Raw genomic sequence first — 21666 nt, forward strand, 5'->3', positions numbered from 1 at the left:
CATGAACAAGAAGAAGTACCCCGCCCTCGCCGCGGCAATCGCCGCGGCGACCATCCTCACCGCGTGCGACACCACCACCGAGACTGCCTCGACGCCGTCGACCTCCTCGGTCACCGCCTCGCCCAGCGACAGCGCCGTCCGCACATACCGCAAGGCGCAGGCCGAGGAGGCCAAGCGCGAGATGAGGCGACACGTCGCGGCTGGTATTCCCGAGGCGGTCGATCGCCTGTACGCGGAGGCCGCCTCGACGGATGGCACCCCGTTCGCGTTCGGCTACGGCCCGGGCTGCTCGTGGGTCCGGCTCCCCGACGGAACGCTCTGGCCCCTGCACGCGGCGGGCGGCCCGCTCACCCGGGACACCGCAGCCGAGCAGCGCTTCGGTTCCTGGCCCGGCGCGGGTGCGAGTGAGAGCCACCCCTGCTCGCCCGCGGTCAACGTGCCCGCCGCAGATGACCTCAGCTCGCCCGGCCCTTACCTGTGGACCAACGAGCGCGGCGCATTGCTGCTGCGGTGGAACGCCGCCGTGTACTCGGTACCCGTGAACATCCCCGAGACCGGCACGGCTCTGCGCGACGCGGTGAGCCATGGGCCGGCGCCGACGCTCGGCGAGACCGTGCCCGGCGTCAACGGCGCCCCGATCCCGACGCCCACCACCATCCCCAACTGAACCAAGGAGAACAGTCACGAACATCCTCGCTCGCCCGGCCACGCGCTCGGGCCTCATCGCCGCGCTGGCGCTCGTCATCGGCGTGCTGCTCGCGCTCGCCTTCACCTCGCAGCGATCGGCCGGGGTGGCCCCGCCGGCCACCGTCGAGCAGCGCAGCGTCGACGGGGTTTGTTCCCAAGTGGTCACCTCGTTCGACAGCACCACCACCTGGGCCGCCCCGATCGGCGAGAGCAAGCTCCGTCGAGTCGATCGCGATCAGCTCGGCCTCACCGGCTGCCGAGTCGACCCCGACCCGAACCGTCGCTGAGCCGGCCGCCAGGGTGCGGCATCCGCCACCGCGGGTGGCCGGGCCTTGTCCGCCGAACCTGAGCTGAAACAAGGAAAAACATGACCGAGGAAGCTTTCCGCCACGCCGCGCACACCATCACCCGAGACCACGCCGCGCCCGCCGCGGTCGCGATCTACTCGGGCGCCGTCGCCGCCGCGATCCGCCGCAGTCAGCGCGCAGCTGTCGCCGATGCTGCTCGACGAACTGAGCGGCGATCGCGTCGCCCACCGGGCCGCCGTGGAGATCGGCCCGGTCGGCTGCCTGGCACTGGAAACGTGGGTCTGCGAGATGTGGGAGCGCATCGAGGAGCTCGCCGCGGAGGCCGTTCCGCCCACCCTCACCAACGCTGAGCGCATGTACCGCCGCGCGACGATCGAGCTGCTCACAGAGGCCGAGCCCGACACGTCGACCGCCACGCTCGCCTTCGCCGCCACCCTCGCCGTCGCGTTCGTCCGCTGGAACTCCGCACGATCGGATCCCGCAGCAGGCGGCTTCGTCAGCAGCGTCCTCGAGGAGGATCCGGTCGCGGGCATGGCGCGGGAGCACCTGGATGAATCGACCCGCGCGAGCATCGCGCTCAGCGTGGGAAACCACTGGGCGGAGATCATGGAGCGCGTCGCGGTGATTGAAGCGATGGCCGCAATCGAAGCCACCGCCTGACCCGACGCAAGCACCCCGCCACCGTTCCTGGTGGCGGGGTGCGTTGGCTGTTCGGCTCAGGCGCGGCGTGGCTCGACCGGCACACCGACCGCGTCGAGGTCCGCCACCCGGATCGAGAGGCTGCCGGTCGGCAGCTTGCGGGCGGGCAGATCACCGGAGTCGATCATCCGACGGACGCTGCGGTCGCTGACGCCGAGCATGGCGGCGGCCACCGGGACGCTCACGGCCTGCGCGGGGATACCAGCGATGGTGGGCGGGATCAGCGCGGCGGGCATTCGCCAGCTCATGCGATGGGCGCCGGCGGGGCGGCGCTTAGGGGTTGGGGTGGGCACGGCAGTCTCCTAGAACCGCCGGTGGCACCCCCTGCAGCCCCATCCACGGCGGGGGTCAGGCGGACCGGCGTTGGGAGCCCGCACGAGCCGATACGCGGCGGCGAGGCCGCTTCGTACGCCGCGCGTGGATCGCGGCATGTCCACATTCTGCCAGGCGTGGCCAACAGCGGCCTAGATTGCCTGCCGAGGATTGTGCGCACTTCGTGCGCGAACCGCTCCAGAAACGAAGAAAACCGCCTGTCACCAGGCGGTTTCTCGGTGGTCCTAGCTGGGATCGAACCAGCGACCTTCCCCGTGTGAAGGGGACGCTCTCCCACTGAGCCATAGGACCGAACTCGTGCGCGTCTCCGTGTTACCAGGGAGGCGAACGAGAGAGAACACTAACACGACGGGTGAGCGAAAGGGTAATCGGGTATCCCACCAGCGACTACTGTCCGAACGCGTAAGTCGACGCTGTTCCAGGGTGCGCCCCACCACGCCGACTGCGCACGAAACACAGGGTGACCAGGCGATTTGGCAGAGCGCGCGATGTTCACGTAGTGTTCTCTCTCGCACCGGAAAGGCGCTTTCGAGCGCCGGTCCGGACGAATGCGGATGTAGCGCAGTTGGTAGCGCATCACCTTGCCAAGGTGAGGGTCGCGGGTTCGAATCCCGTCATCCGCTCGAAGTGGGCTTACCGTGGCGGTGTGGCCGAGTGGTGAGGCAACGGCCTGCAAAGCCGTGCACACGGGTTCGATTCCCGTCGCCGCCTCCAACACGCTCAGCCACTCCGCAACGGAGCGGCTGAGCGCCACTTCATGTAAGCGCGATTAGCTCAGTGGGAGAGCGCTTCCCTGACACGGAAGAGGTCACTGGTTCAATCCCAGTATCGCGCACCATCAAGAAACCCCCTGTTCGCAGGGGGTTTCTTGCGTTATCCGGACCTCTCGCCACCACCTGACACCGAGTCAGCCCGTGACGGGCAGCCCGTGGCACGAGCACCGAGCAGTCGGCGCCGCTGTCGAGTCAGCAGATTCTTCGGATCCTGCAGCACCGTCCACGGGCTCGGGCTCGGGCTCGGGCTCGGGCTCGGGCTCGGGCTCGGGCTCGGGCTCGGGCTCGGGCTCGGGCTCGGGCTCGGGACGAGCCTGCACCGCGACAGGCTCCGCGACAGTCGACGGGGCAGGCTCTGCGGCGCTCGCGTCCGCCGGCACGGCATCCCGGGCGGCAGTCGGATCCACCCTCTTCGACGAGCTCGAGGTGCGCCACCCCGCGAGGAGGTGGGCGATGCACAACAGCACCCCGACCAGACCCGCCACCACGCCGAGGGCGCACAGCCCGATCGTCACCTCGACCGGGATCGCGTCGATGAACCCGGTGGCGACGGCGGCGGCGATCAGCGCTATGCACGCCCCGTTCCAGGGCAGGGCTCGGTCAGGGGCACGCGAGGGGACTCGAGTCGACACGGGCACTCCCACCGGTCACTCAGTGCACGACGGGCCGAGCTGCTGCAGCCCCTGGAACGACGTTCGATCTGATCGACACCATCTCCAGCCGGACATGATGCGCACCGCCATCCTAGCCGGTCAGCCCCACCATGACACCCGAGCTTGCACCCCCTGAGCGCGAACCAGCCTGCGCCGCAGCACTATCGATGGTTCCGCCACCGGACCGGGCGCAGCATACATTTGCGATCACACGATCATCGCCACGAAACGCCTTGCGCCGCAACCTCACGTGACCACCGCACGACGCGCTGCTCTACTGCGGGATGCAACCCCGCGCAACCCCGGGAAAACGGCCTGCCACCCCTCGCGCGAGTGGATATTCAGCAGCGGCGGCCCGTCAGGTCGCGAAAGAGGTTGAGGGAGAATGCAAATGCGAACACCGGACCAAAGCGACGAAACACCCCGACGCCCCCGCAATCCCCGCCGCGCGCGCACGGGCGCCGTGGCGGCACCCAAGTGGGATACGTGGGCCCGCCCCGCCGGCTTCCCGAGCATCCAGGCGGCACTGATCTGGGCGGCCCGCCAGTCGGTCGGCGGATCCGACCCGATCCGGCTCCTCGCCACCCGACTCGGGGTGCCGTACCGAGTCCTGCTGTCCGCCGACGTCGTCCAGCGGTTCCTCCATTCGAGCGCCCTCGCCGACGCCCGACGCAATCTCGGACACCCCAGGAAGTAGCCGGACCCACCCGCCTTGTTGACACTGCTTACATCGCGTCATACCCTCGCATGTAAGCACCGCACACATCAACGAGGCGAGGATCGCTCACATGACCGCAGCAACCGACGGCGTCCAGGTCGACCTGGGCGGGCGTACCGTCACCGTCCCCAAGGACGGCCTCTACGACCGGTATCGGATGGACACCCCGCTCGACGAGGTCGCCGCCGACCCGCGCGTCCCCGGCGTCGACTTCTTCCGCACGCTCCCCAAGACGCGGGTCGACTCCCCCATCGGCGCCACCCGCACACCGAACTTCTACTACGCGATGTCCTCCGCGCGACTCACCATGCTCGCCCCCACCCGCGCGATCCGCCGGCGCCTCCCCGAGGAACTCTCCCCACTGGAGGTCGCACCAGGACTGGGCCTCGCCTCGGTCATGTTCTTCCGTTACGACGTCTGCGACATCGACTTCTACACCGAGGCCGCCGTCGGGGTCGCGGTCCGCCCGGCACGCCACGGCGGCCCGGGCGTTGCGGACCTCACCTCCGCGCTCGGCGGCGACCACCTGCACTCCTACGTCCTCTCGCTCCCCGTCAACACCGAGATCGCGCAGGTTCGCGGGCACGACGGCTACGGCTTCCCCAAGTGGGTCACCGAGCTCGACGTCGACATCACGGCCGAGAACGCCTCAGCCCGGGTCGCCAACGCCGACGGTGGCGTCGACGTCGCCTTCGCGGCCCGCACCCCGCGACAGAAGCGACACCCGAGCGGCGCGAAGGTCTCGACCCTCACGTCCTACACGCGGCGCGGGGGCGCCTGGTTCTCGACGCTGAACCAGACGAACCTGCTCGCGACCGGGACCTCGCTGTTCCCGCGCGGTTTCGACCTCACGCTCGGCGAGGGCCGCATGTCCGACGACCTGCGTTCGCTCAAGCCGCTCCGCGCCATCGCGCTGGACGTGAACACTGGAGCACAAGCGGCCCTGCACATGCCCGTCCCGTTCTCCGTCCGCTGACCGTCGTACCCGACCGAAAGGCTCCCGCCATGACCTCCACCCCCACCACCATGCGCGCGATCGTCGTCGACGACCAGAAGAACCTCGTCGTCGACGAGATCCCCACCCCCGTCCCGGCCGCCGGCGAGGTCCTCGTCCGCATCGAGGCGGCCGGGATCAACCGCGCCGACCTGATGCAGCGCCAGGGCCTCTACCCGCCGCCGCCCGGCATCACCGACGTCATGGGCATGGAGATCTCGGGCACCGTCGTCGCCCTGGGCCCCGAGGTCGGCGGCCCCGCCGTGGGCGACGAGGTGTGCGCACTGATGGCCGGCGGCGGCTACGCCGAGTACGCCGTCGTGCCGGCCGCGCAGCTGCTGCCCGTCCCCGCCGGCATCTCGCTCATCGACGCGGCCGCACTGCCGGAGGTCGCGAGCACCGTGTGGTCCACGATCGTCATGGACGCCGGCCTCAAGGAAGGCGATCTCCTGCTCGTGCACGGCGGCGGCAGCGGCATCGGCACCCACGCGATCCAGGTGGCGAAGGCGCTCGGTGCACGGGTGGCCGTCACGGTCGGCTCGGAGGGCAAGGCGCAACGCTGCCGCGAGCTCGGCGCCGACATCGTGATCAACTACCGCGAGCAGGACTTCGCAGCCGAGCTCGCCGGCCAGGTCGATGTGATCCTGGACATCATGGGCGGCAGCTACCTCCCGCGGAACATCGACGCGCTGGGCGTCGGTGGGCGCCTCGTGATCATCGGGATGCAGGGCGGGTTCACCGGCGAGGTGAACGTCGGCGCGCTCATCGGGAAGCGGGCCCGCATCATCGGGCTGAACGTGCGGAACCGGCCGCTGACCGGGCCCGGATCCAAGGCGGAGATCGTCGCCGCGGTGGCGGCGGACGAGTGGCCGCTCGTCGAGCGCGGCCTCATCGCGCCGGTGATCTCCGCGCGCCTGCCCCTCGCCGATGCCGCGCAGGGACAGGCCCTCCTCGAATCGAAGGACTCCGTCGGCAAGGTCCTGCTCCTGCCGCGGGAAGCCTGACGCCACCAGCCGATTCGCGCCCGGGCGCAACCTTCGTGTAACTTGTTGCTCGCCCGATGGGCACGCGGATGTAGCGCAGTTGGTAGCGCATCACCTTGCCAAGGTGAGGGTCGCGGGTTCGAATCCCGTCATCCGCTCAAGGAGCCCCGGCCGCGTACGCGGCCGGGGCTTCAGCCATTTCTCCCGTACTGTGGCTGGCATGACCGCCGACCTGCTGAGGAGACTCCCCCGCTGGGGCGACCTCTCCGCGCCGTGGATCGCGGTGGTCGCGCTGTTCGTCGCCGGCGTCGCCCTGTCCGACGGTGCCGCCGCCCTCGTCGGCATCGCCCTTGCGATCGCCGTCGCCGCGCTGTGTCGTGCGGCCACGGACCGGGACGAGCACGCCCCGTCTGGTGCGAGGACCGGACGCGAACCGGACCAGCGACTGCGCGGCGCCTATCGCCGCAGCTCCATGCCCAACGGGGCCGGGCGGCCCCGTCGACCTCGAGCACCCGGCTTCGCCGCCTCCGCGGCGTAGCCCCTTCCCTCCCGGCACACGCCGCACACGCAGACCCTTCCCCTGCGCGTCGCGGTCCCTCGCGCGCGCCCCTGCCTGTGAGGTGCCTCCGTCATGCTCGATGTCGTCTACTACCCGATCTCCGCCGTCCTCTGGGCCTGGCACCGCGTCTTCGGCGCGGTCCTCGGCGCCGACAACGGCGTCGCCTGGGCCCTGTCCGTGATCTTCCTGGTCTTCACCGTCCGCGCGCTGCTGCTGTGGCCCGGCATCGTCTCCGCGCGGACCGGGCGCCGCCTGCAGAAGCTGCGCCCGCAGCTCGATGCGCTGCGCCGCAAACACGGGAAGGACAACCAGAAACTGGCCCTGGAGACGCAGAAGCTCCAGCGCGAGCACGGCGTACGCCCCCTGCTCGGCTGCCTACCCGCGCTCGTGCAGATCCCCGTCTTCTTCGGCCTGTACCACGTGCTTCGCTCGTTCAACCGCACCGGAACCGGGCTCGGCCAGCTCGGTCTCACGCCGGAGCAGAACGCGACCACCGCGAACTACCTCTTCTCCGCGCACGACGTCCAGTCGTTCCTCAGCGCCCGCCTGTTCGGGGCGCCCATCTCGGTGTCCATGTCGAGTTCCGACACCGTGCTCGCCTCGTTCGCGCAGTTCGGCGGCGTGCCGAGCATCGCCTCGATCGCGGCCGTCGCGATCCCGCTGATGCTCATCGCGTGCCTCGCGACGCACGTCAACGCGCGCTTCTCACTGAGCCACCAGATCACCGATCCGGGGAACGCGCTGCAGGCCGACGTCATGCGCAAGCTCATGCTGTGGGTGATGCCGGTGGGCAGCATCGTCGCCGGGCCGGTGCTGCCGGTCGCGATCCTGCTGTACTGGGTGTCCAACAACCTGTGGACCTACGGCCAGCAGCATCTGACGCATCGCGTGTTGGAAAGGGACGAGTCGCGCGCGGCGCGCGCAGTAGCGTGAGGGCGGGGGAATCCGACCAGCGCAGGAGCGGCCCGTGGGCACGACGGTGACGGACGAACAGATTCAGGACCTGGTGAGGACCGCGCAGCCGTTCAGCCTGCTGATCCTCCGCTGGGGTTTGCGGCGCGATCAGGCCGGGGCCGGCGCGATCGAGCTCGAACACCAGCGGCGCATGGTGTCGCTGCGTGCCGACGGCGTGATCGCGATCCTCTGCCCGATCCTCGACGACGCCATGGCCGGCATGGCGGTCATGACCGTGCCCACCGAGCGGGCCGAGGAGATCATCGCCGAGGACCCGTGCGTGCGGGCGGAGATGATGCTCAGCGAGGTGTACCCGTGCATGAGCTTCCCCGGGGACTCCCTGCCGGGTTGACGATCGCGACTCCCGGACCGGCGGGAATGGACGGAACACGGCCAGCTGTCCACCGTGCCGTGGTCACCTGCTAGCTTCCGACTGTGAGTGAACCCACGCCGGAACAGGCCCTGAACGACCGCGTGCGCGCCGCCTACCGGGCGGTCTCCGACGAGGCACGCGCCGAGAAGGTCGCCAAGCAGCACGCCCGCGGCAAGATGACCGCCCGCGAGCGGGTGGCACTGCTCGCGAACGGCGGATTCCACGAGTTCGGCGCGCTGGCCGGCCCTGGCCCCGCGCAACAGGGCGCCGCTCCCCTCGTCGCGCCGGGCGACGGCGTCGTGACCGGCGTCGGGTACATCGACGGCCGGCCGGCGGCGATCGCGGCGTTCGACTTCACCGTGCTCGGCGGTAGCAACGGCGCCACCGGCATGGCGAAGCTCGACCGCTGCGCCGAGCGCGCGCTGCTCGACGGGATCCCGCTGATCATGCTCATGGACGGCGGCGGCCACCGGATGCAGGAGGCGCTGGACTCCCGCCTCGCCGCCCCGGGATCGCGGCTGCTGCTGCGCCTGGCCGACCTGTCCGGCCACGTGCCGCTGGTGGCAGCGATGATGGGCCCCGGATTCGGTGCGCCGGCGAACATCTCGGCGTGCTGCGACTTCGTCACGATCGTCCGGGGCATGGGCACCATCGGCATCTCCTCGGCGCCGCTCGTGCAGGCGGCGACGGGAGAGAACCTCTCCAACGACGAGATCGGCGGCGCCGATCTGCAGGCCGAGCGCGGCGTCGTCGACGTGGTCACCGACACCGAACAGGAGTCGGTCGACGCGATCCGCGCCTTCCTCAGCTACCTCCCCGCGTCCGCGGCCGACGAGCCACTGGTCGCGCCCGGCCCGTACGAGCCCGGCGACACGGCCGACGGACTGGACACGCTGGTCCCTTCATCGATGCGCCAGGCCTACGACGTGGTGGACGTGATCGAGGCGCTCGCCGACATCGACACCGTCTTCGAGCTCAAGCGGCTGCACGCCCCGAACATCGTGACCGCCTTCGCGCGGATCGACGGCCGCCCGGTGGGCGTGGTCGCGAACCAGCCGCGCTTCCACGCGGGCGCGCTCGACGCCAACGCCTGCGAGAAGGCGGCGCACTTCATCGCGGTCTGCGACACCTTCGGGCTGCCGCTGCTGATCCTGATCGACCTGCCCGGCTTCCTCGTCGGCGCGGGCGCCGAGGAGACGAACCTGGTGCGGCGCAGCGCACGGCTCGGCTACGAGCTGGCCGCGGCGACGGTGCCGCGCTTCGTGATCGTGACCCGCAAGGCCTACGGCGCCGCGTACATCGCGATGGGCGGCGGGCGCAGCATCGAGGCCGATCTCTCGCTCGCCTGGCCCACCGCGGAGATCTGCGCGATCCCCATCGAGAGCGCCGTCGACCTCGCCTTCCGCTCGCAGTACGAGGCGGCGCCGGACCCGGCGAAGGCGCGCGGCGACCTCATCACCCTGTTCCAGGCGAACGTCGACCCGCTGCTCGCGGCCGACGGCTTCGGCATCGACGACGTGGTGCTCCCGTCGGCCACGCGGCCGATGCTCGCGGAGGCGCTGGGGCGCGTGCGCCGCCGGCCGCCCCGGGTGCCGCAGAAGCGGCGGTCGATCTCCCCGATCTAGTGCCGGGTCCGGGATTCGGTCAGGCCCGACGATGCCGGCGCACCGCGTCGGTGTTGGCGCAGCGCGGCGAGCAGTACGACTGCCGACCGCCACGGCTGGTGTCGGCGAACACCTTCGGGCAGCCCTCGCGGGCGCAGGCGCCCAGCCGCGCCCCCTCGGCCTCGGTGGTGAAGACGGCGAGCCCGCCCGCGGTGACCGCCTTGACCCGGCTCAGCAGGGACTCGGTCTCCGGGGTGAAGTGCAGGTGCGGCCGCCAGTCGTCGTGGGCCGTGAGGTAGATCCCGGCGGTCCCGTCCGCGAGGAGCCGGTTCACCGCGGCGCACCGGTCCTCGATGTTCGTCGTGAGGAAGGGCGGGCGCAGCAGCTCGGCCCAGTCATGGAGACCGCTCACCGCGTCGTCGTCCAGCTCGATCCGGCGGATCTCGTGGTCGCGCAGCACTGCGGCGACAGCGTCCTGGGTCCACTCGCCGTCGGCCCGAAGATTCACCAGGTCGACGGAGAGCCGTACTCCGGTCATGTTGTCGTGGTCGAACTGCACGCGTCGATCATCCCGCTCGGGCGGTGATCTCGGGCTGCGACACGGGCACCTCGGCGGTTCGACCGACGAGTTTGATCCGCCACGCGCCGCAGGCGCAGCGCTGGTACATCACGACCCCCTCGCTGGTCGGGTGGTGGGATTCGGTCTCCCAGGCGTGGATCCGCGTCTCGTTCTCGTTCATGCCGTTCAGCGTGCGACCGGCTCATTCGACGTTTCAACCATTACATCGCGAGCGTCCGCGCGACCACGTCGCTCGTACCCTAGGGGGGTATAGTAGGGTGTACCGATGCGAAAGGCGGGCGAGGCGATGAATCCCCTGGTGACGATAGGCGCGTTCGCGGCGGGCCTGGCCGTCGTCTTCGGCGCCGCGTTCGCCGTGGGAGCCGCCGTCGGGCCGTCGGCCGAGGGACCCGGGCCGCACGCCGGCGCACCGTCGACGGCGGAGGGAGGTCACGGTGGCCACTGAGGCCCGGTCGTCCGAGACCGCGGTCGACCTCGCGATCGAGGGCATGACCTGCGCGTCGTGCGCGAACCGTATCGAGCGCAAGCTGAACAAGCTCGACGGGGTCACCGCCACGGTCAACTTCGCCACGGAGAAGGCGCACGTGCTCGCCCCGGCGGGCACCGATGCCGCCGTCCTCATCGACACCGTCGAGCAGGCGGGGTACGCCGCACACGTGCCCGCGCCGCCGGGCGGCGGCGCCGAGGACGAGCCCGCCGGACGCACCCATGAGCCCACCGACGCACTGCGCCGCCGCCTGCTGATCAGCGCCGCGCTCACCGTCCCCGTGATCGCCATGGCGATGATCCCCGCGCTGCAGTTCGACTACTGGCAGTGGCTCTCGCTGACATTGGCCTCGCCGGTGGTGGTGTGGGGCGCGCTCCCCTTCCACCGGGCCGCGTGGGCCAACCTCAAGCACGGCACCGCCACCATGGACACCCTCGTGTCGATCGGCGTCCTGGCCGCGTTCGGGTGGTCGGTCTACGCGCTGTTCTGGGGCGCCGCCGGCGTCACCGGCATGACGCACCCCTTCACGTTCACTATCGAGCGGATGGACGGCACCGCGAACATCTACCTGGAGGCAGCAGCCGGCGTCACCACGTTCATCCTGGCCGGACGCTACTTCGAGGCGAGGAGCAAGCGGCAGGCCGGGGCGGCGCTGCGCGCCCTGCTGGAGCTCGGCGCCAAGGACGCGACGGTGCTCCGGGACGGCGTCGAGACTCTCGTCCCCATCGGCGCGCTCGCGGTGGGCGACGAGTTCGTCGTGCGGCCGGGCGAGAAGGTCGCGACCGACGGGGTCGTCGTCGCCGGCCGGTCCGCCGTCGACGCCTCGATGCTCACGGGTGAGGCGACGCCCGTCGAGGTGCGCGCCGGCGATCCGGTGACCGGCGCGACGGTCAACGCCGGCGGCCGCCTCGTGGTGCGCGCCACCCGCGTCGGCGCCGATACCCAGCTCGCGCAGATGGGCCGCCTCGTCGAGGACGCGCAGGCGGGGAAGGCCAAGGCGCAGCGGCTCGCCGACCGGATCTCCGGTGTCTTCGTGCCGATCGTCCTCGCGATAGCCGTCGGCTCCCTGGGCTTCTGGCTCGGCACCGGGCAGCCCGCGTCGATGGCGCTCACGGCCGCCGTCTCGGTGCTCATCATCGCGTGCCCCTGCGCCCTCGGCCTGGCCACTCCGACGGCCCTGCTCGTCGGCACGGGCCGCGGCGCCCAGCTCGGCATCCTCATCAAGGGCCCCGAGGCGCTGGAGCACACCCGCGCCGTCGATACCGTCGTGCTCGACAAGACCGGGACCGTCACCACCGGCGTCATGACCCTGCAGGCAGTGCACGTCTCCCCCGGCGAGACCGATGACGACGTGCTCGCCGTCGCCGCCGCGCTCGAGGCGGCCTCCGAACACCCGATCGCCCGCGCCGTCGTCAGGGCCGCCCCCGCACCCGTCGGCGCCGTGGACGACTTCGTCGCCGTGCCCGGGCTCGGCGTGCGCGGGGTCGTCGGCGGGCGCGCCGTCACGGTCGGGCGCCCGAGCCTGCTCGACGAGGCAGCGATGCCCCTGCCCGACGACCTGCGCGCCGCGTTCGACGAGGCCCAGCTCCGGGGACAGACCCCGATCGCCGTCGGCTGGGACGGCGCCGCCCGCGGCGTGCTCGTGGTCTCCGACGAGGTCAAGGCCACCTCGCGCGAGGCGATCGCGCGGCTCCGCGGCCTGGGGCTGCGCCCGATCATGCTCACCGGCGACAACGAGCCCGCGGCGCGGTTCGTCGCGGCGCAGGTCGGGGTCGACGAGGTGATCGCCGACGTGCTGCCGGCGCAGAAGGTGGACGCGGTGCGTCGGCTCCAGGCACAGGGCCGGGCCGTGGCGATGGTCGGCGACGGCGTCAACGACGCTGCGGCCCTCGCGACCGCCGACCTGGGCATCGCCATGGGCACGGGCACCGACGCCGCGATCGAGGCGGCCGACCTCACCCTGGTCAGCGGCGACCTGAGCACCGTCGTCGACGCGATCCGGCTCTCGCGCCGCACGCTAAGCACCATCAAGGCCAACCTGTTCTGGGCCTTCGCCTACAACGTGGCGGCGCTCCCCCTGGCCGCGGCCGGGTTGCTCAACCCCATGCTCGCCGGCGCCGCGATGGCGCTGTCCTCCGTCTTCGTGGTCAGCAACAGCCTGCGGCTGCGGAGTTTCCGACCCCAGAAGGGATACTGAACCCCATGACCACCGACGCCGGCCACGCGCACCACGGCTACATGTCCGACAAGGACGAGTACCTCAAGCGGCTGCGCCGCATCGAGGGGCAGGCCCGGGGCCTGCAGCGGATGGTCGAGGAGGAGAAGTACTGCATCGACATCCTCACGCAGGTCTCCGCCATGACCAAGGCGCTCCAGGCCGTCGGGCTCGGCCTCCTGGAGGACCACATGAGCCACTGCGTCGTGGACGCGGCCCGCTCGGGCGACGAGGCGGAGACCGCGGCCAAGCTCAAGGAGGCGACGGACGCGATCGCCCGGTTCACGCGCTGAACCACTCGCGCACGTTGCGGAGTCACAGTTCCGCCCGTCGGAATGCGCGAACCTTCTTCCCCGCAGCAAAGCGTTCCCGTACAGTGACTGTTGTCAGCGAAGTGAGACGCGTCTCACACTCCGACACCCTCACCCATGCACCCGCCCGGCCCACACATCACCGGGCGGGTGTTGGTGTGTTCGGGGCTATCGCCCGTCGCTTCGGGCTGGAGCCCGCCGGCTTCGGGCTATCGCGGGCTTCGGGCTATCGCGCGTCGGCGGAGGCGAAGCGCGACAGCGCGAGCAGGCGCGACGTCGCGCGCAGGTACTTCTTCCGGTAACCGCCGGCGAGCATCTCCGGGGTGAAGATCTCGTCGAGCTTCGCGCCCGAGACGAGCACCGGGATCCCGGCGTCGTAGAGCCGGTCCGCGAGCACCACGATGCGCAGCGCGACGGTCTGGTTGTCGGCCGGATGCACCCCGCGGATGCAGACCTTGGAGATCCCCTCCACCAGCTGCTTGTACCGCGACGGGTGCAGCTTGGACAGGTGGTCCGACAGCGCGTCGAAGTCGTCGAGCGTGGCGGTCGGATCGGACTCGGCGACCGCGACGAGCTCCTCGTCGGTGAGCGGGTCGGGCGCGGGCGGCAGGTCGCGGTGCCGGTAGTCGGGACCGTCGACGCGCACCGACTGGAACACGGAGCTGAGCTTGTTGATCTCGCGGAGGAAGTCCTGCGCGGCGAACCGGCCCTCGCCCAGCTGCCCGGGCAGCGTGTTCGAGGTGGCCACGATCGACACGCCGCGGGCGGCCAGCTCGGTGAGCAGTCGCGACATCACCATCGTGTCGCCCGGATCGTCGAGCTCGAACTCGTCGATGCAGATCACGCTGTGGTTCGCCAGGTACTCGACGCACTGGTTGAAGCCGAGCGCTCCCACGAGGTGGGTGTACTCGACGAAGGTGCCGAAGGACTTCGGCGACGGGACGCTGTGGAAGATCGACGCCAGAAGGTGCGTCTTGCCGACGCCGAAACCACCGTCGAGGTAGAGGCCCACGCCGTGCGGCGGGGTGCTCTTGCGCCCGAACAGGCCCTTCTTGTTCCGCTGCTTCGAGAGCTTGACCACGTCCGCGACGAAGGCCCGGCCCGTCTGGACCGCGGCGGCCTGGGTGGGCTCGTTCGGGTCCGGGATGTAGCTGTCGAAGCTGACCTCACTGAACATCTCCGGCGGAACGAGCTGCTCCACCATCTGCTCCGGCGTCACCGTCGGGTTGCGATCCACGAGATGCAGCGTCATGAGTCGTGATCATATCCGCTGGTCGTCGCGGTCGAAAAATCCCGCGCTACGGTCGTGACGTGATCGACTCACTGCCCGCGGACGACGCCGCCCTCGCCCTGGCCTACGCGCACCCGCTCGCGGAGGGCCGACCGTACGTGCGCGCCAACATGATCAGCTCGCTCGACGGGTCGTCCACCGCGGCGGGCAGGTCGGGCGGCCTGGGCGGGGACGGCGACCGTCGGGTGTTCGCGGCCCTCCGCGCCGCCGCCGACGTGGTCCTCGTGGGCGCGGCGACGGTGCGCGACGAGGACTACGGCACACCCGCGCACCCCGCGCTGGCCATCGTGACGCGCGGGAGCATCCCGCGCACCGAGCGCCTGTACCCGGCGGGCGGCGCGGAACCGATCGTCTACTCGGGGAACGGTGGATCCGTCGACCTGCGCTCGGTGCTCGACGATCTGTACACCCGCGGCCACCGCCGGATCCTCGCGGAGGGCGGTCCGGGCGTCCTGGGCGCGCTTCTCGCCGCGGGCCTCGTCGACGAGCTGTGCCTGACCGTCGCACCCGTGCTCGTAGGCGGCGACGGCGCGCGGATCGTCCGTGGACCCGACCTGCCGCTCGGCCACTGGCAACGCGGCCCGGTCCTCGGCGACGACGAGGGCTTCCTCTACACGCGGTGGGCGCGCTGACGGCCCGCGCCCCGTGATCTGGTTACTGTGAACGGCATGCCCTCCGCGCGCACCCGAGCCCTCGCCGCCGCCGGGATCGCCGTCGGCGCGATCGTCGCCGTGTCCGCCTGCGCCCCGGTCCCGGCGCCCACCCCGGACTACGTCACCGACTTCGGGAAGGGCGGCGGCGCACCGTCGGCCTCGGCGAACACCACGCCCCAGGGCCCGGAGTGGAAGGCCTCCGCGAAGGATCCGCTCGCCTGGCAGGACTGCACGAGCCGGATCGCCACCCGGTACGGCACCCCGCCCGCGGCGAACGCCACCCTGGAGTGCGCGACGCTCACCGTCGGCGTCGGCCAGGCCGAGGCGCCCCTCAAGCTCTCGGTGACGCGGGCCAGCGTGCCCGGCACCCCCGACACCGCGGCCCCGCTCGTCCTGGTGGGCGGGACGGAGTTCACCGGCCAGCGCGCCCTGGCGACCCTCGCCTCCGGCGACAGCCCCGTGCTGGCGAACCGCCCGGTGGTCGCCGTCGAACGCCGCGGCATCGGGACGTCGGGGGCGCTCACCTGCCGTACCGCCGGCGATCAGGCCGTGCTCCGTACCGGCGGCACCGCGGGCCAGAGCCTCGAGGCACGGGTGGCGGAGATCGGTGAGTCCGCGCAGAAGGCGTCGACGACGTGCGGCGATGCGTACGCCGACACGATCTCCGACTTCACCGCGCCCGCCGCGGCCGAGGATCTCGAGAAGCTGCGCACCGCGTGGAACGTCCCGGCGCTCGGGCTGCTCGCCGTCGGCGACGGCTCCACCACCGCCCTCGCCTACGCGGCCGAGCACCCCAAGCAGGTCGCGCGCCTGATCCTCGACTCCCCCGTCCGGTACGGCGGCACCGAGCTGCAGCGCGCCGAGGACGCCGCACGCGGCACCTCCGCCACCGTCGACGCCTTCGCTGAGCAGTGCGGACCGGCGTGCGCCCTCGGCGCGGATCCGGCCGGCGCGGTGCGCGGGATCATCGACGACGCGGCGGCGGGCCGGTTGGGCTCCGTCACCGACTCCGATGTCCGACGGGCCGTGGTGGTCACCCTCGGCATCGGCCCTGGCGACCGCGACGCGCGCATCACCCGCCTCGCCACCGCGCTCCAGGGCGCCCGGTCCGGCGACGCCGGGCCGCTGCGCGCCCTGCTCCGCACGGCCGACGAGGCCCTCGGCACCGACGGCCAGTTCGTCGGACGGTGCTCGGACGCCGTCACCAAGGCCTCCCCCGACCAGATCATCGCGTCCGCGCGGAAGTGGGGCCCCGAGTTCCGGCTCGGCGCCGCCACCGCGCTCGACCTCGGCACCTGCGCGGCGTGGCCGACGATGACGGCCCCGCCGAAGCTCACCGACCTCGGGGTCAAGGCGGCGGTCGCCACCTCCGCGGCCGACCCGCTCACCGCGCGCACCGCGCTCGACACCCTGACGGGCCAGCTCACCGTCGTCGGCGCGCAGCCCTCGGCCGTCACCTGGGCCGGGATCGGCGACGGTGCCGTGATCCGGTCGTCGTGCGTGCAGAAGTCGCTGATCGGGTACCTGGACCGCCTCGACGCCCCGTCGACGCGCGCTTGTCCCGCGTGATCTGCGCCCCCGCGCGCCGCGTGAGGCGGGCGGGCCTCCCGGCGGCCGCCGCGGCGTTGGGTACGGTTTAGCGGTGTCGTCAGTCGCCCTCGCCCGGATGAAGTCCGATCCCGGCCTCGTGGTCAAGGCCATCCTGTGGCCGCTCGCCCTGCTCACGCTGCTGCAGCGGCTGATCGTCCTGGTCCCGAACGGGAACAAGACCGACGATTTCACCACGGTCTACGCGGCCGCGGTGCGCTTCCTGCGCCACGAGGCGGTCTACACCGAGAACTACGACACGGTCGATCCGCACTACCTGTATCCGCCGTCGGGCACGCTGCTCATGGCGCCGTTCGGATACTTCGATCCGGAGACCGCGCGCTACATCTTCGTGGGACTGAGCGCGATCGCGCTGCTGCTCGCCCTGTACATCCTGCTGCGGATGTTCGGCTACGGCCTGAACTCCGTGGTCGCGCCGGTGGTCCTGTTCTTCGCGGTGACCACCGAGGCCGTGACCAGCACGCTGGTCTACACGAACTTCAACTGCTTCGTCCTGCTCGCCGAGGTGGCCGCGATGGCGCTGCTGCTCAAGCGGAAGGACCTGTGGGCGGGCGTCCCGCTCGGGCTGTCCTTCGCGGTGAAGCCGCTGCTCGCCGTGATGCTCGTCCTGATCATCGTCAACCGGCAGTGGAAGACGCTGATCACGGCGATCGGCATCCCCGTCGTCCTGATGGGCGCGGGCATGGCGCTCTCCGCGGACCGCACGGAGTTCTTCCACAAGACGCTGCCGTACCTCAGCGGTGCACGCGACTACTACAACAGCTCGATCGCCGGGAACGCGCAGTACTTCGGGCTGCCCCCGTGGCTGGACTACTTCCTCCGCGCGGCCGTGGTCGTGATGGCCCTGGTCACGCTGTGGCTGCTCTGGAAGTACTACCGCAAGAGCAACGAGCTGCTGTGGCTGGCGACCTCCACCGGCACTCTGCTGACTATGTCGTGGCTCGTCGGCTCGCTGGGACAGGGCTACTACTCGATGCTGCTGTTCCCGATGCTGATGACGGTGGTCTACCGCAGTTCGGTGATGGGCAACTGGGTGTCCTGGGTCGCGGTCTACGGCTTCCTCAGTTACGACAACTGGCTCTCCGGCAAATGGCCCGCGTTCGGGCGGTCGCTGGCGTATCTCAAGTGCACCCTCGGCTGGTCGCTGCTCATCATCGTGCCGTTCTGCGTGCTGCTCTTCCGCTACCTCGACGCGAAGGCCGAGAACCGGCTCGACGAGGGCATCGACCGGCCGCTCCCGCCCGACGAGGAGCCCGGCAAGCACGAGCTGGCACCATCCGCCGCGCGCGGTTAGCGTGGAGGCATGAGTGAGGCCAGTACTCCCAAGCCCAAACTGCAGCTGAGCGATTCGGAGTGGCGGCAGCGCCTCTCGGCGCCCGAGTTCCGCGTGTTGCGGCAGGCGGGCACCGAAGCGCCGTTCACCGGCGAGTACACCGACACCAAGACGTCCGGCGTCTACCGCTGCCGCGCGTGCGGCGAGGAGCTGTTCCGCTCCGACGCGAAGTTCGAGTCGCACTGCGGCTGGCCGTCGTTCTTCTCGCCGCTCGCGGGCGACAAGATCATCGAGCGGGTGGACACCTCGCTCGGCATGCGGCGCGTCGAGGTGCTGTGCGCCAACTGCGGCAGCCACCTGGGCCACGTCTTCGAGGGCGAGGGCTACGACACCCCCACCGACCTCCGCTACTGCATCAACTCGATCTCCATGCGCCTGGAGCCGGACGAGGCGTGAGCCCCGCCCGGCCCACCGTCACGGCAGAGCGGTGAGGAGCGCGCGGACGTCCGTTCGCGGCCCGGAGAAGAACGGCGTCTCCTCGCGGGTGTGCCGGCGGGCATCCGTGGCGCGCAGGTCGCGCATGAGGTCGACGATGCGGTGCATCTCGGGGGCCTCGAAGGCGAGCAGCCACTCGTAGTCGCCGAGGGCGAACGCGGGCACGGTGTTCGCGCGCACGTCCGGGTAGCCGCGCGCGGCGCGGCCGTGATCGGCGAGCATCTTGCGGCGCTCCTCGTCGGGCAGCAGGTACCACTCGAGGCTGCGCACGAACGGGTAGACGCAGATGTACGCGCCGGGGTCCTCCCCCGCCAGGAACGCGGGGATGTGGCTCTTGTTGAACTCCGCGGGACGGTGCAGCGCGGTGTTCGACCACACCGGGTCGCTCGCGCGTCCCAGCGCGGTGCTGCGCCGGAAGTCGTTGTACGCGGCCTGCAGGTCCTCGAGCTTCTCGGCGTGCCACCAGATCATGAAGTCGGCGTCGGCGCGCATCCCGGCGATGTTGTACACGCCGCGGACCACCAGGTCGCCCTCCTGGATCTTCGCGAGGAAGGCCTCGGCCTCGGTGGCCGCCGCGGCCCGCTGCTCGTCGTCGCCCAACTCCCCCGGCGAGATCGAGAACACCGAGAACATGAGGTATCGGACGGTCGAATTGAGCTCCGCGTAATCCAGTTTGGCCATGCCGTCGATCGTAGTCCCGCGCGCGGGACCGACTCAGGACAGGTCGGCCAGCACCCGCTGGGCCGCGGCCTCCGCGCGGGCGATGCACGCGGGCACCCCGACACCGTCGAAGTACGCGCCCGCGAGGGCGAGTCCCTTCGGCGTGGCCGCCTCGATCGCCGCGAGGGTATCGCGGTGGCCGGGAAGGTAGACGGGGATGCCCTCGTACCAGCGCTGCACGTGCGTGGCGGTCGGCTCTGCGGCGATCCCCAGCACGTTCGCGAGGTCGTCCCGCGCCGCGGCGACCAGGCCCGCGTCGACGTCGTCGACGATCCGGCTGACGCCGAGCCGCCCGAAGGACAGCCGCACCGTGCCGCCGGGGAGGTGATCCCACTTGCGGCCCGACAGCGTCAGCGCCTTGGCGCTGACCTGCTCGCGGCTCGCCACCAGCACGCCGGAGAGGTCCGGCAGCTCGACGTCCTCGGGCAGCCGCATCGTCACCAGCGCCGAGCTGGCCGCCGGGATCGACCCCACGGCCGCGCCGAGCTCCGGCAGGCTCAGCCCGACGAGGCGACCCACCTGCGGCGCGGGCACCGCGAGCACGACCGCGTCGAACATCGAGCCGCGCAGGCTCCAGCCGGGCCGCACCTCGGGCACGGGCGCGCCGAGCATGATCCGGTCGCCGAGCCGCTCGGCGAGCGCATCCAGCAGCTGCTGATAACCGCCGCGGAAGGCGCCGAAGACGGGGCTGTCGTCGGGCTCGCCGAGGACGTCGCGCACGGCCTCGCCGAGCGATGCGGCGCCCTCGTCGAGGCGGGCGGCCAGCGCGGGCAGCGCGGCGCGCACCGAGACATCGTCGGCGTGGGCGGCGAAGACGCCCGCCACCATCGGGTCGACGCTGCGCTCGACGACCTCGTCGCCGAGCCGGGAGCGGACCAGCGCGCCGATCGACGCGTCGGCGCCGGGGTTCCAGCGCAACGGGATCCGCACTTCGTCGGCGTCGCCCGGGATGCCCATCACCGTGCGGCCGAAGCCTCCGCGGAGGGCACCGTCGGCGAACAGGGCCGGGCGGCGCCCGGCGGGCTCGACGAGCTGGTCGGCGAGACCGAGCTCGGTCGCGAGGTCGATCACCTCGGGGCGGCGGCGCACGAAGGCCTCGGCGCCCACGTCGAGGCGCTCCCCGCCGATGGTCTCCGAGCGCAGCTTGCCGCCCACGCGGTTGCCCGATTCGAAGACGGTGACGCGCGCGCCCGCCTCCTGCAGGCGCAGGGCCGCGACCAGTCCCGAGATGCCCGCCCCGACGACGGCGACATTGCTCATAGCGCGTGCACCAGTTCCACGACGCGGGTGAGAGCGTCCGGGTCGGTCGACGGGAGCACTCCGTGACCGAGGTTGAAGACGTGCCCGGTGGCGCCCGCAGCGAGGGCCGCGTCGGCGTCGGCGACCACGCGCCGGACCTGCGCGTCGATGGTGTCGCGGTCGGCCATCAGGGTGGCGGGGTCCAGGTTGCCCTGCAGCGCCTTGCCGGGGCCGACGCGGCCGGCGGCCACGTCGAGCGGGACCCGCCAGTCGACGCCCACGACGTCGGCGCCGGCCTCGCCCATGGCGCCGAGCAGCTCGCCCGTGCCGACCCCGAAGTGGAAGGCGGGCAGCGTCGGAGCGCTCTCGCGGAGCGCCGCGAAGACGCGGGCGGAGTGCGGCTGAACGTACTGCCGGTAGTCGGCGAGCGAGAGCGCGCCGGCCCAGGAGTCGAAGAGCTGGAAGGCCTGCGCGCCGGCGTCGGCCTGGACCCGCAGGAAGGTGATCGCGATGTCGGCGAGCGCGTCGAGCAGCGCGTGCCACGTCTCGGGCTGGGTGTACATCAGCGACTTGGTGCGCTCGTGGTTGCGGCTGGGCCCGCCCTCCACGAGGTACGAGGCCAGCGTGAACGGCGCGCCCGAGAAGCCGATGAGCGCGACGCCCGCGGGCAGGTCGCCGCGCAGCATCCGCACGGCCTCGGCGATCGGCTCGACCTGCGCCGCGTCGAGCTTCGGCATGGCCGCGACGGCCGCGGCGTCCCGGATCGGCTGCTCGATGACGGGGCCGATCCCGCTCACGATGTCGAGATCGATGCCGGCCGCCTTGAGCGGGACCACGATGTCGGAGAACAGGATCGCCGCATCGGTGCGGTGCCGGCGCACCGGCTGCAGCGTGATCTCGCACACCAGGTCGGGGCGGAAGCACGACTCGAGCATGCCGACCCCCTCGCGCACCTTCCGGTACTCGGGCAGCGAGCGCCCGGCCTGCCGCATGAACCACACCGGGCGGTGCTCCGGAGTGCGCCCCGCCGCCGCGTCGAGCAGCGGGTACGCCGTCGCCGCGGCCGTCGTCGATCGATCCTCGTTACTCATCGTCAACGATCATGTCATGACCTCCGCGCCCGCAGGCCGAGGCCCGCGGCGCGCCTCCGCCTGTG

General features: G+C 71.5%; 25 protein-coding genes and 5 tRNA genes. 21 read left to right on the forward strand and 9 right to left on the reverse strand.

The annotated features are described in order from the left end of the window. Nucleotide 1: 1 nt before the first annotated feature. The 3 genes from WFK95_RS08555 (at nucleotide 2) to WFK95_RS08565 (ending at nucleotide 1655) form a co-directional block, all read left to right on the forward strand. Nucleotides 2-667 carry a hypothetical protein gene (locus tag WFK95_RS08555; RefSeq protein ID WP_336670440.1) on the forward strand — a complete coding sequence of 222 codons (666 nt, stop codon included), beginning with the start codon at nucleotides 2-4 and terminating at the stop codon, nucleotides 665-667. 82 nt (nucleotides 668-749) lie between these two features. Further along, complete coding sequence (locus tag WFK95_RS08560; protein ID WP_224652039.1) at nucleotides 750-974, forward strand: hypothetical protein; 225 nt, start codon at nucleotides 750-752, stop codon at nucleotides 972-974. Between the two features lie 210 nt (nucleotides 975-1184). Continuing rightward, nucleotides 1185-1655: a hypothetical protein gene (locus WFK95_RS08565; RefSeq protein ID WP_224652038.1), complete on the forward strand. Its 471-nt coding sequence runs from the start codon at nucleotides 1185-1187 to the stop codon at nucleotides 1653-1655. Nucleotides 1656-1711: 56 nt separating this feature from the next. Here WFK95_RS08565 and WFK95_RS08570 read toward each other — a convergent pair whose 3' ends face one another. Beyond that, entirely contained in the window at nucleotides 1712-1987 is a 276-nt protein-coding gene (locus WFK95_RS08570) for a helix-turn-helix domain-containing protein (RefSeq protein ID WP_336670441.1), read from the reverse strand. A gap of 259 nt (nucleotides 1988-2246) precedes the next feature. Beyond that, nucleotides 2247-2318, reverse strand: a tRNA-Val gene (locus tag WFK95_RS08575). Between the two features lie 259 nt (nucleotides 2319-2577). Between WFK95_RS08575 and WFK95_RS08580 the strand changes: the two genes are divergently transcribed. The 3 genes from WFK95_RS08580 to WFK95_RS08590 all read left to right on the forward strand — a co-directional run bounded on the left by WFK95_RS08580 (nucleotide 2578) and on the right by WFK95_RS08590 (nucleotide 2865). Beyond that, nucleotides 2578-2650, forward strand: a tRNA-Gly gene (locus tag WFK95_RS08580). Between the two features lie 17 nt (nucleotides 2651-2667). Next, a tRNA-Cys gene (locus WFK95_RS08585) sits at nucleotides 2668-2741 on the forward strand. A gap of 49 nt (nucleotides 2742-2790) precedes the next feature. Beyond that, a tRNA-Val gene (locus tag WFK95_RS08590) sits at nucleotides 2791-2865 on the forward strand. Nucleotides 2866-2934: 69 nt separating this feature from the next. On the opposite strand, the gene WFK95_RS08595 is transcribed toward WFK95_RS08590, so the two are convergent. Beyond that, a complete protein-coding gene (locus WFK95_RS08595; protein WP_336670442.1) occupies nucleotides 2935-3432 on the reverse strand; it encodes a hypothetical protein in 498 nt (165 codons plus the stop codon). Between the two features lie 484 nt (nucleotides 3433-3916). Here WFK95_RS08595 and WFK95_RS08600 point away from each other — a divergent pair, with 484 nt between their 5' ends. From WFK95_RS08600 to WFK95_RS08635, 8 genes are all read left to right on the forward strand, one after another. Beyond that, nucleotides 3917-4150, forward strand: coding sequence for a hypothetical protein (locus WFK95_RS08600; protein WP_224645685.1), 234 nt, complete (start codon nucleotides 3917-3919; stop codon nucleotides 4148-4150). Nucleotides 4151-4241: 91 nt separating this feature from the next. Continuing rightward, the gene (locus WFK95_RS08605; protein WP_336670443.1) at nucleotides 4242-5147 is read left to right on the forward strand and encodes an acetoacetate decarboxylase family protein; all 906 of its coding nucleotides are present in this window, start codon (nucleotides 4242-4244) and stop codon (nucleotides 5145-5147) included. A gap of 50 nt (nucleotides 5148-5197) precedes the next feature. After that, nucleotides 5198-6169, forward strand: coding sequence for an NAD(P)H-quinone oxidoreductase (locus WFK95_RS08610; protein ID WP_336670725.1), 972 nt, complete (start codon nucleotides 5198-5200; stop codon nucleotides 6167-6169). A 64-nt stretch (nucleotides 6170-6233) separates the two neighbouring features. Further along, nucleotides 6234-6306: transfer RNA gene (locus tag WFK95_RS08615), tRNA-Gly, on the forward strand. Between the two features lie 62 nt (nucleotides 6307-6368). Further along, complete coding sequence (locus tag WFK95_RS08620) at nucleotides 6369-6686, forward strand: DUF6412 domain-containing protein (RefSeq protein ID WP_336670444.1); 318 nt, start codon at nucleotides 6369-6371, stop codon at nucleotides 6684-6686. Nucleotides 6687-6779: 93 nt separating this feature from the next. Then, nucleotides 6780-7640 carry a membrane protein insertase YidC gene (gene yidC / locus WFK95_RS08625; RefSeq protein ID WP_336670445.1) on the forward strand — a complete coding sequence of 287 codons (861 nt, stop codon included), beginning with the start codon at nucleotides 6780-6782 and terminating at the stop codon, nucleotides 7638-7640. A 34-nt stretch (nucleotides 7641-7674) separates the two neighbouring features. Next, entirely contained in the window at nucleotides 7675-8013 is a 339-nt protein-coding gene (locus WFK95_RS08630; protein WP_336670446.1) for a hypothetical protein, read from the forward strand. A gap of 83 nt (nucleotides 8014-8096) precedes the next feature. Continuing rightward, nucleotides 8097-9659, forward strand: coding sequence for an acyl-CoA carboxylase subunit beta (locus WFK95_RS08635; RefSeq protein ID WP_336670447.1), 1563 nt, complete (start codon nucleotides 8097-8099; stop codon nucleotides 9657-9659). A gap of 19 nt (nucleotides 9660-9678) precedes the next feature. Here the strand turns inward: WFK95_RS08635 and WFK95_RS08640 are convergent, their stop codons facing one another. After that, a complete protein-coding gene (locus tag WFK95_RS08640; RefSeq protein WP_336670448.1) occupies nucleotides 9679-10197 on the reverse strand; it encodes a CGNR zinc finger domain-containing protein in 519 nt (172 codons plus the stop codon). A 7-nt stretch (nucleotides 10198-10204) separates the two neighbouring features. Next, nucleotides 10205-10378 (reverse strand): hypothetical protein, encoded by a 174-nt coding sequence (locus tag WFK95_RS08645; protein ID WP_336670449.1) that lies wholly within the window; start codon nucleotides 10376-10378, stop codon nucleotides 10205-10207. A 105-nt stretch (nucleotides 10379-10483) separates the two neighbouring features. On the opposite strand from WFK95_RS08645, the gene WFK95_RS08650 reads away from it, so the two are divergent. Genes WFK95_RS08650 through WFK95_RS08660 form a run of 3 tightly spaced genes read left to right on the forward strand, consistent with a single transcriptional unit; the run spans nucleotide 10484 to nucleotide 13213 of the window. After that, nucleotides 10484-10663, forward strand: coding sequence for a hypothetical protein (locus WFK95_RS08650; RefSeq protein ID WP_336670450.1), 180 nt, complete (start codon nucleotides 10484-10486; stop codon nucleotides 10661-10663). 43 nt (nucleotides 10664-10706) lie between these two features. After that, a complete protein-coding gene (locus WFK95_RS08655; RefSeq protein WP_443081545.1) occupies nucleotides 10707-12902 on the forward strand; it encodes a heavy metal translocating P-type ATPase in 2196 nt (731 codons plus the stop codon). A gap of 5 nt (nucleotides 12903-12907) precedes the next feature. After that, the gene (locus tag WFK95_RS08660) at nucleotides 12908-13213 is read left to right on the forward strand and encodes a metal-sensitive transcriptional regulator (protein WP_304941267.1); all 306 of its coding nucleotides are present in this window, start codon (nucleotides 12908-12910) and stop codon (nucleotides 13211-13213) included. 244 nt (nucleotides 13214-13457) lie between these two features. On the opposite strand, the gene zapE is transcribed toward WFK95_RS08660, so the two are convergent. Next, on the reverse strand, nucleotides 13458-14483 hold the full coding sequence (gene zapE, locus WFK95_RS08665; RefSeq protein WP_336670452.1) for a cell division protein ZapE: 1026 nt from the start codon (nucleotides 14481-14483) through the stop codon (nucleotides 13458-13460). Between the two features lie 59 nt (nucleotides 14484-14542). On the opposite strand from zapE, the gene WFK95_RS08670 reads away from it, so the two are divergent. The 4 genes from WFK95_RS08670 to msrB all read left to right on the forward strand — a co-directional run bounded on the left by WFK95_RS08670 (nucleotide 14543) and on the right by msrB (nucleotide 18512). Beyond that, nucleotides 14543-15154, forward strand: a complete 612-nt coding sequence (locus WFK95_RS08670) for a dihydrofolate reductase family protein (RefSeq protein WP_336670453.1) — start codon at nucleotides 14543-14545, stop codon at nucleotides 15152-15154. A 36-nt stretch (nucleotides 15155-15190) separates the two neighbouring features. Continuing rightward, nucleotides 15191-16744, forward strand: coding sequence for an alpha/beta fold hydrolase (locus WFK95_RS08675; protein ID WP_336670454.1), 1554 nt, complete (start codon nucleotides 15191-15193; stop codon nucleotides 16742-16744). A gap of 73 nt (nucleotides 16745-16817) precedes the next feature. Then, on the forward strand, nucleotides 16818-18077 hold the full coding sequence (locus WFK95_RS08680) for a glycosyltransferase family 87 protein (RefSeq protein WP_336670455.1): 1260 nt from the start codon (nucleotides 16818-16820) through the stop codon (nucleotides 18075-18077). Nucleotides 18078-18086: 9 nt separating this feature from the next. Further along, nucleotides 18087-18512 (forward strand): peptide-methionine (R)-S-oxide reductase MsrB, encoded by a 426-nt coding sequence (msrB, locus tag WFK95_RS08685; RefSeq protein ID WP_224645698.1) that lies wholly within the window; start codon nucleotides 18087-18089, stop codon nucleotides 18510-18512. A gap of 18 nt (nucleotides 18513-18530) precedes the next feature. Here msrB and hemQ read toward each other — a convergent pair whose 3' ends face one another. Genes hemQ through hemE form a run of 3 tightly spaced genes read right to left on the reverse strand, consistent with a single transcriptional unit; the run spans nucleotide 18531 to nucleotide 21601 of the window. Continuing rightward, nucleotides 18531-19232: a hydrogen peroxide-dependent heme synthase gene (gene hemQ / locus WFK95_RS08690; protein WP_336670456.1), complete on the reverse strand. Its 702-nt coding sequence runs from the start codon at nucleotides 19230-19232 to the stop codon at nucleotides 18531-18533. A gap of 33 nt (nucleotides 19233-19265) precedes the next feature. Continuing rightward, nucleotides 19266-20531 carry a protoporphyrinogen oxidase gene (gene hemG, locus WFK95_RS08695; RefSeq protein WP_336670457.1) on the reverse strand — a complete coding sequence of 422 codons (1266 nt, stop codon included), beginning with the start codon at nucleotides 20529-20531 and terminating at the stop codon, nucleotides 19266-19268. Beyond that, entirely contained in the window at nucleotides 20528-21601 is a 1074-nt protein-coding gene (hemE, locus tag WFK95_RS08700) for a uroporphyrinogen decarboxylase (protein WP_336670458.1), read from the reverse strand. Before hemE ends, hemG begins: the two co-directional genes overlap by 4 nt. Nucleotides 21602-21666: the final 65 nt, after the last annotated feature.

Source organism: Tsukamurella sp. USMM236 (assembly GCF_037148755.1).
GTDB lineage: Bacteria > Actinomycetota > Actinomycetes > Mycobacteriales > Mycobacteriaceae > Tsukamurella.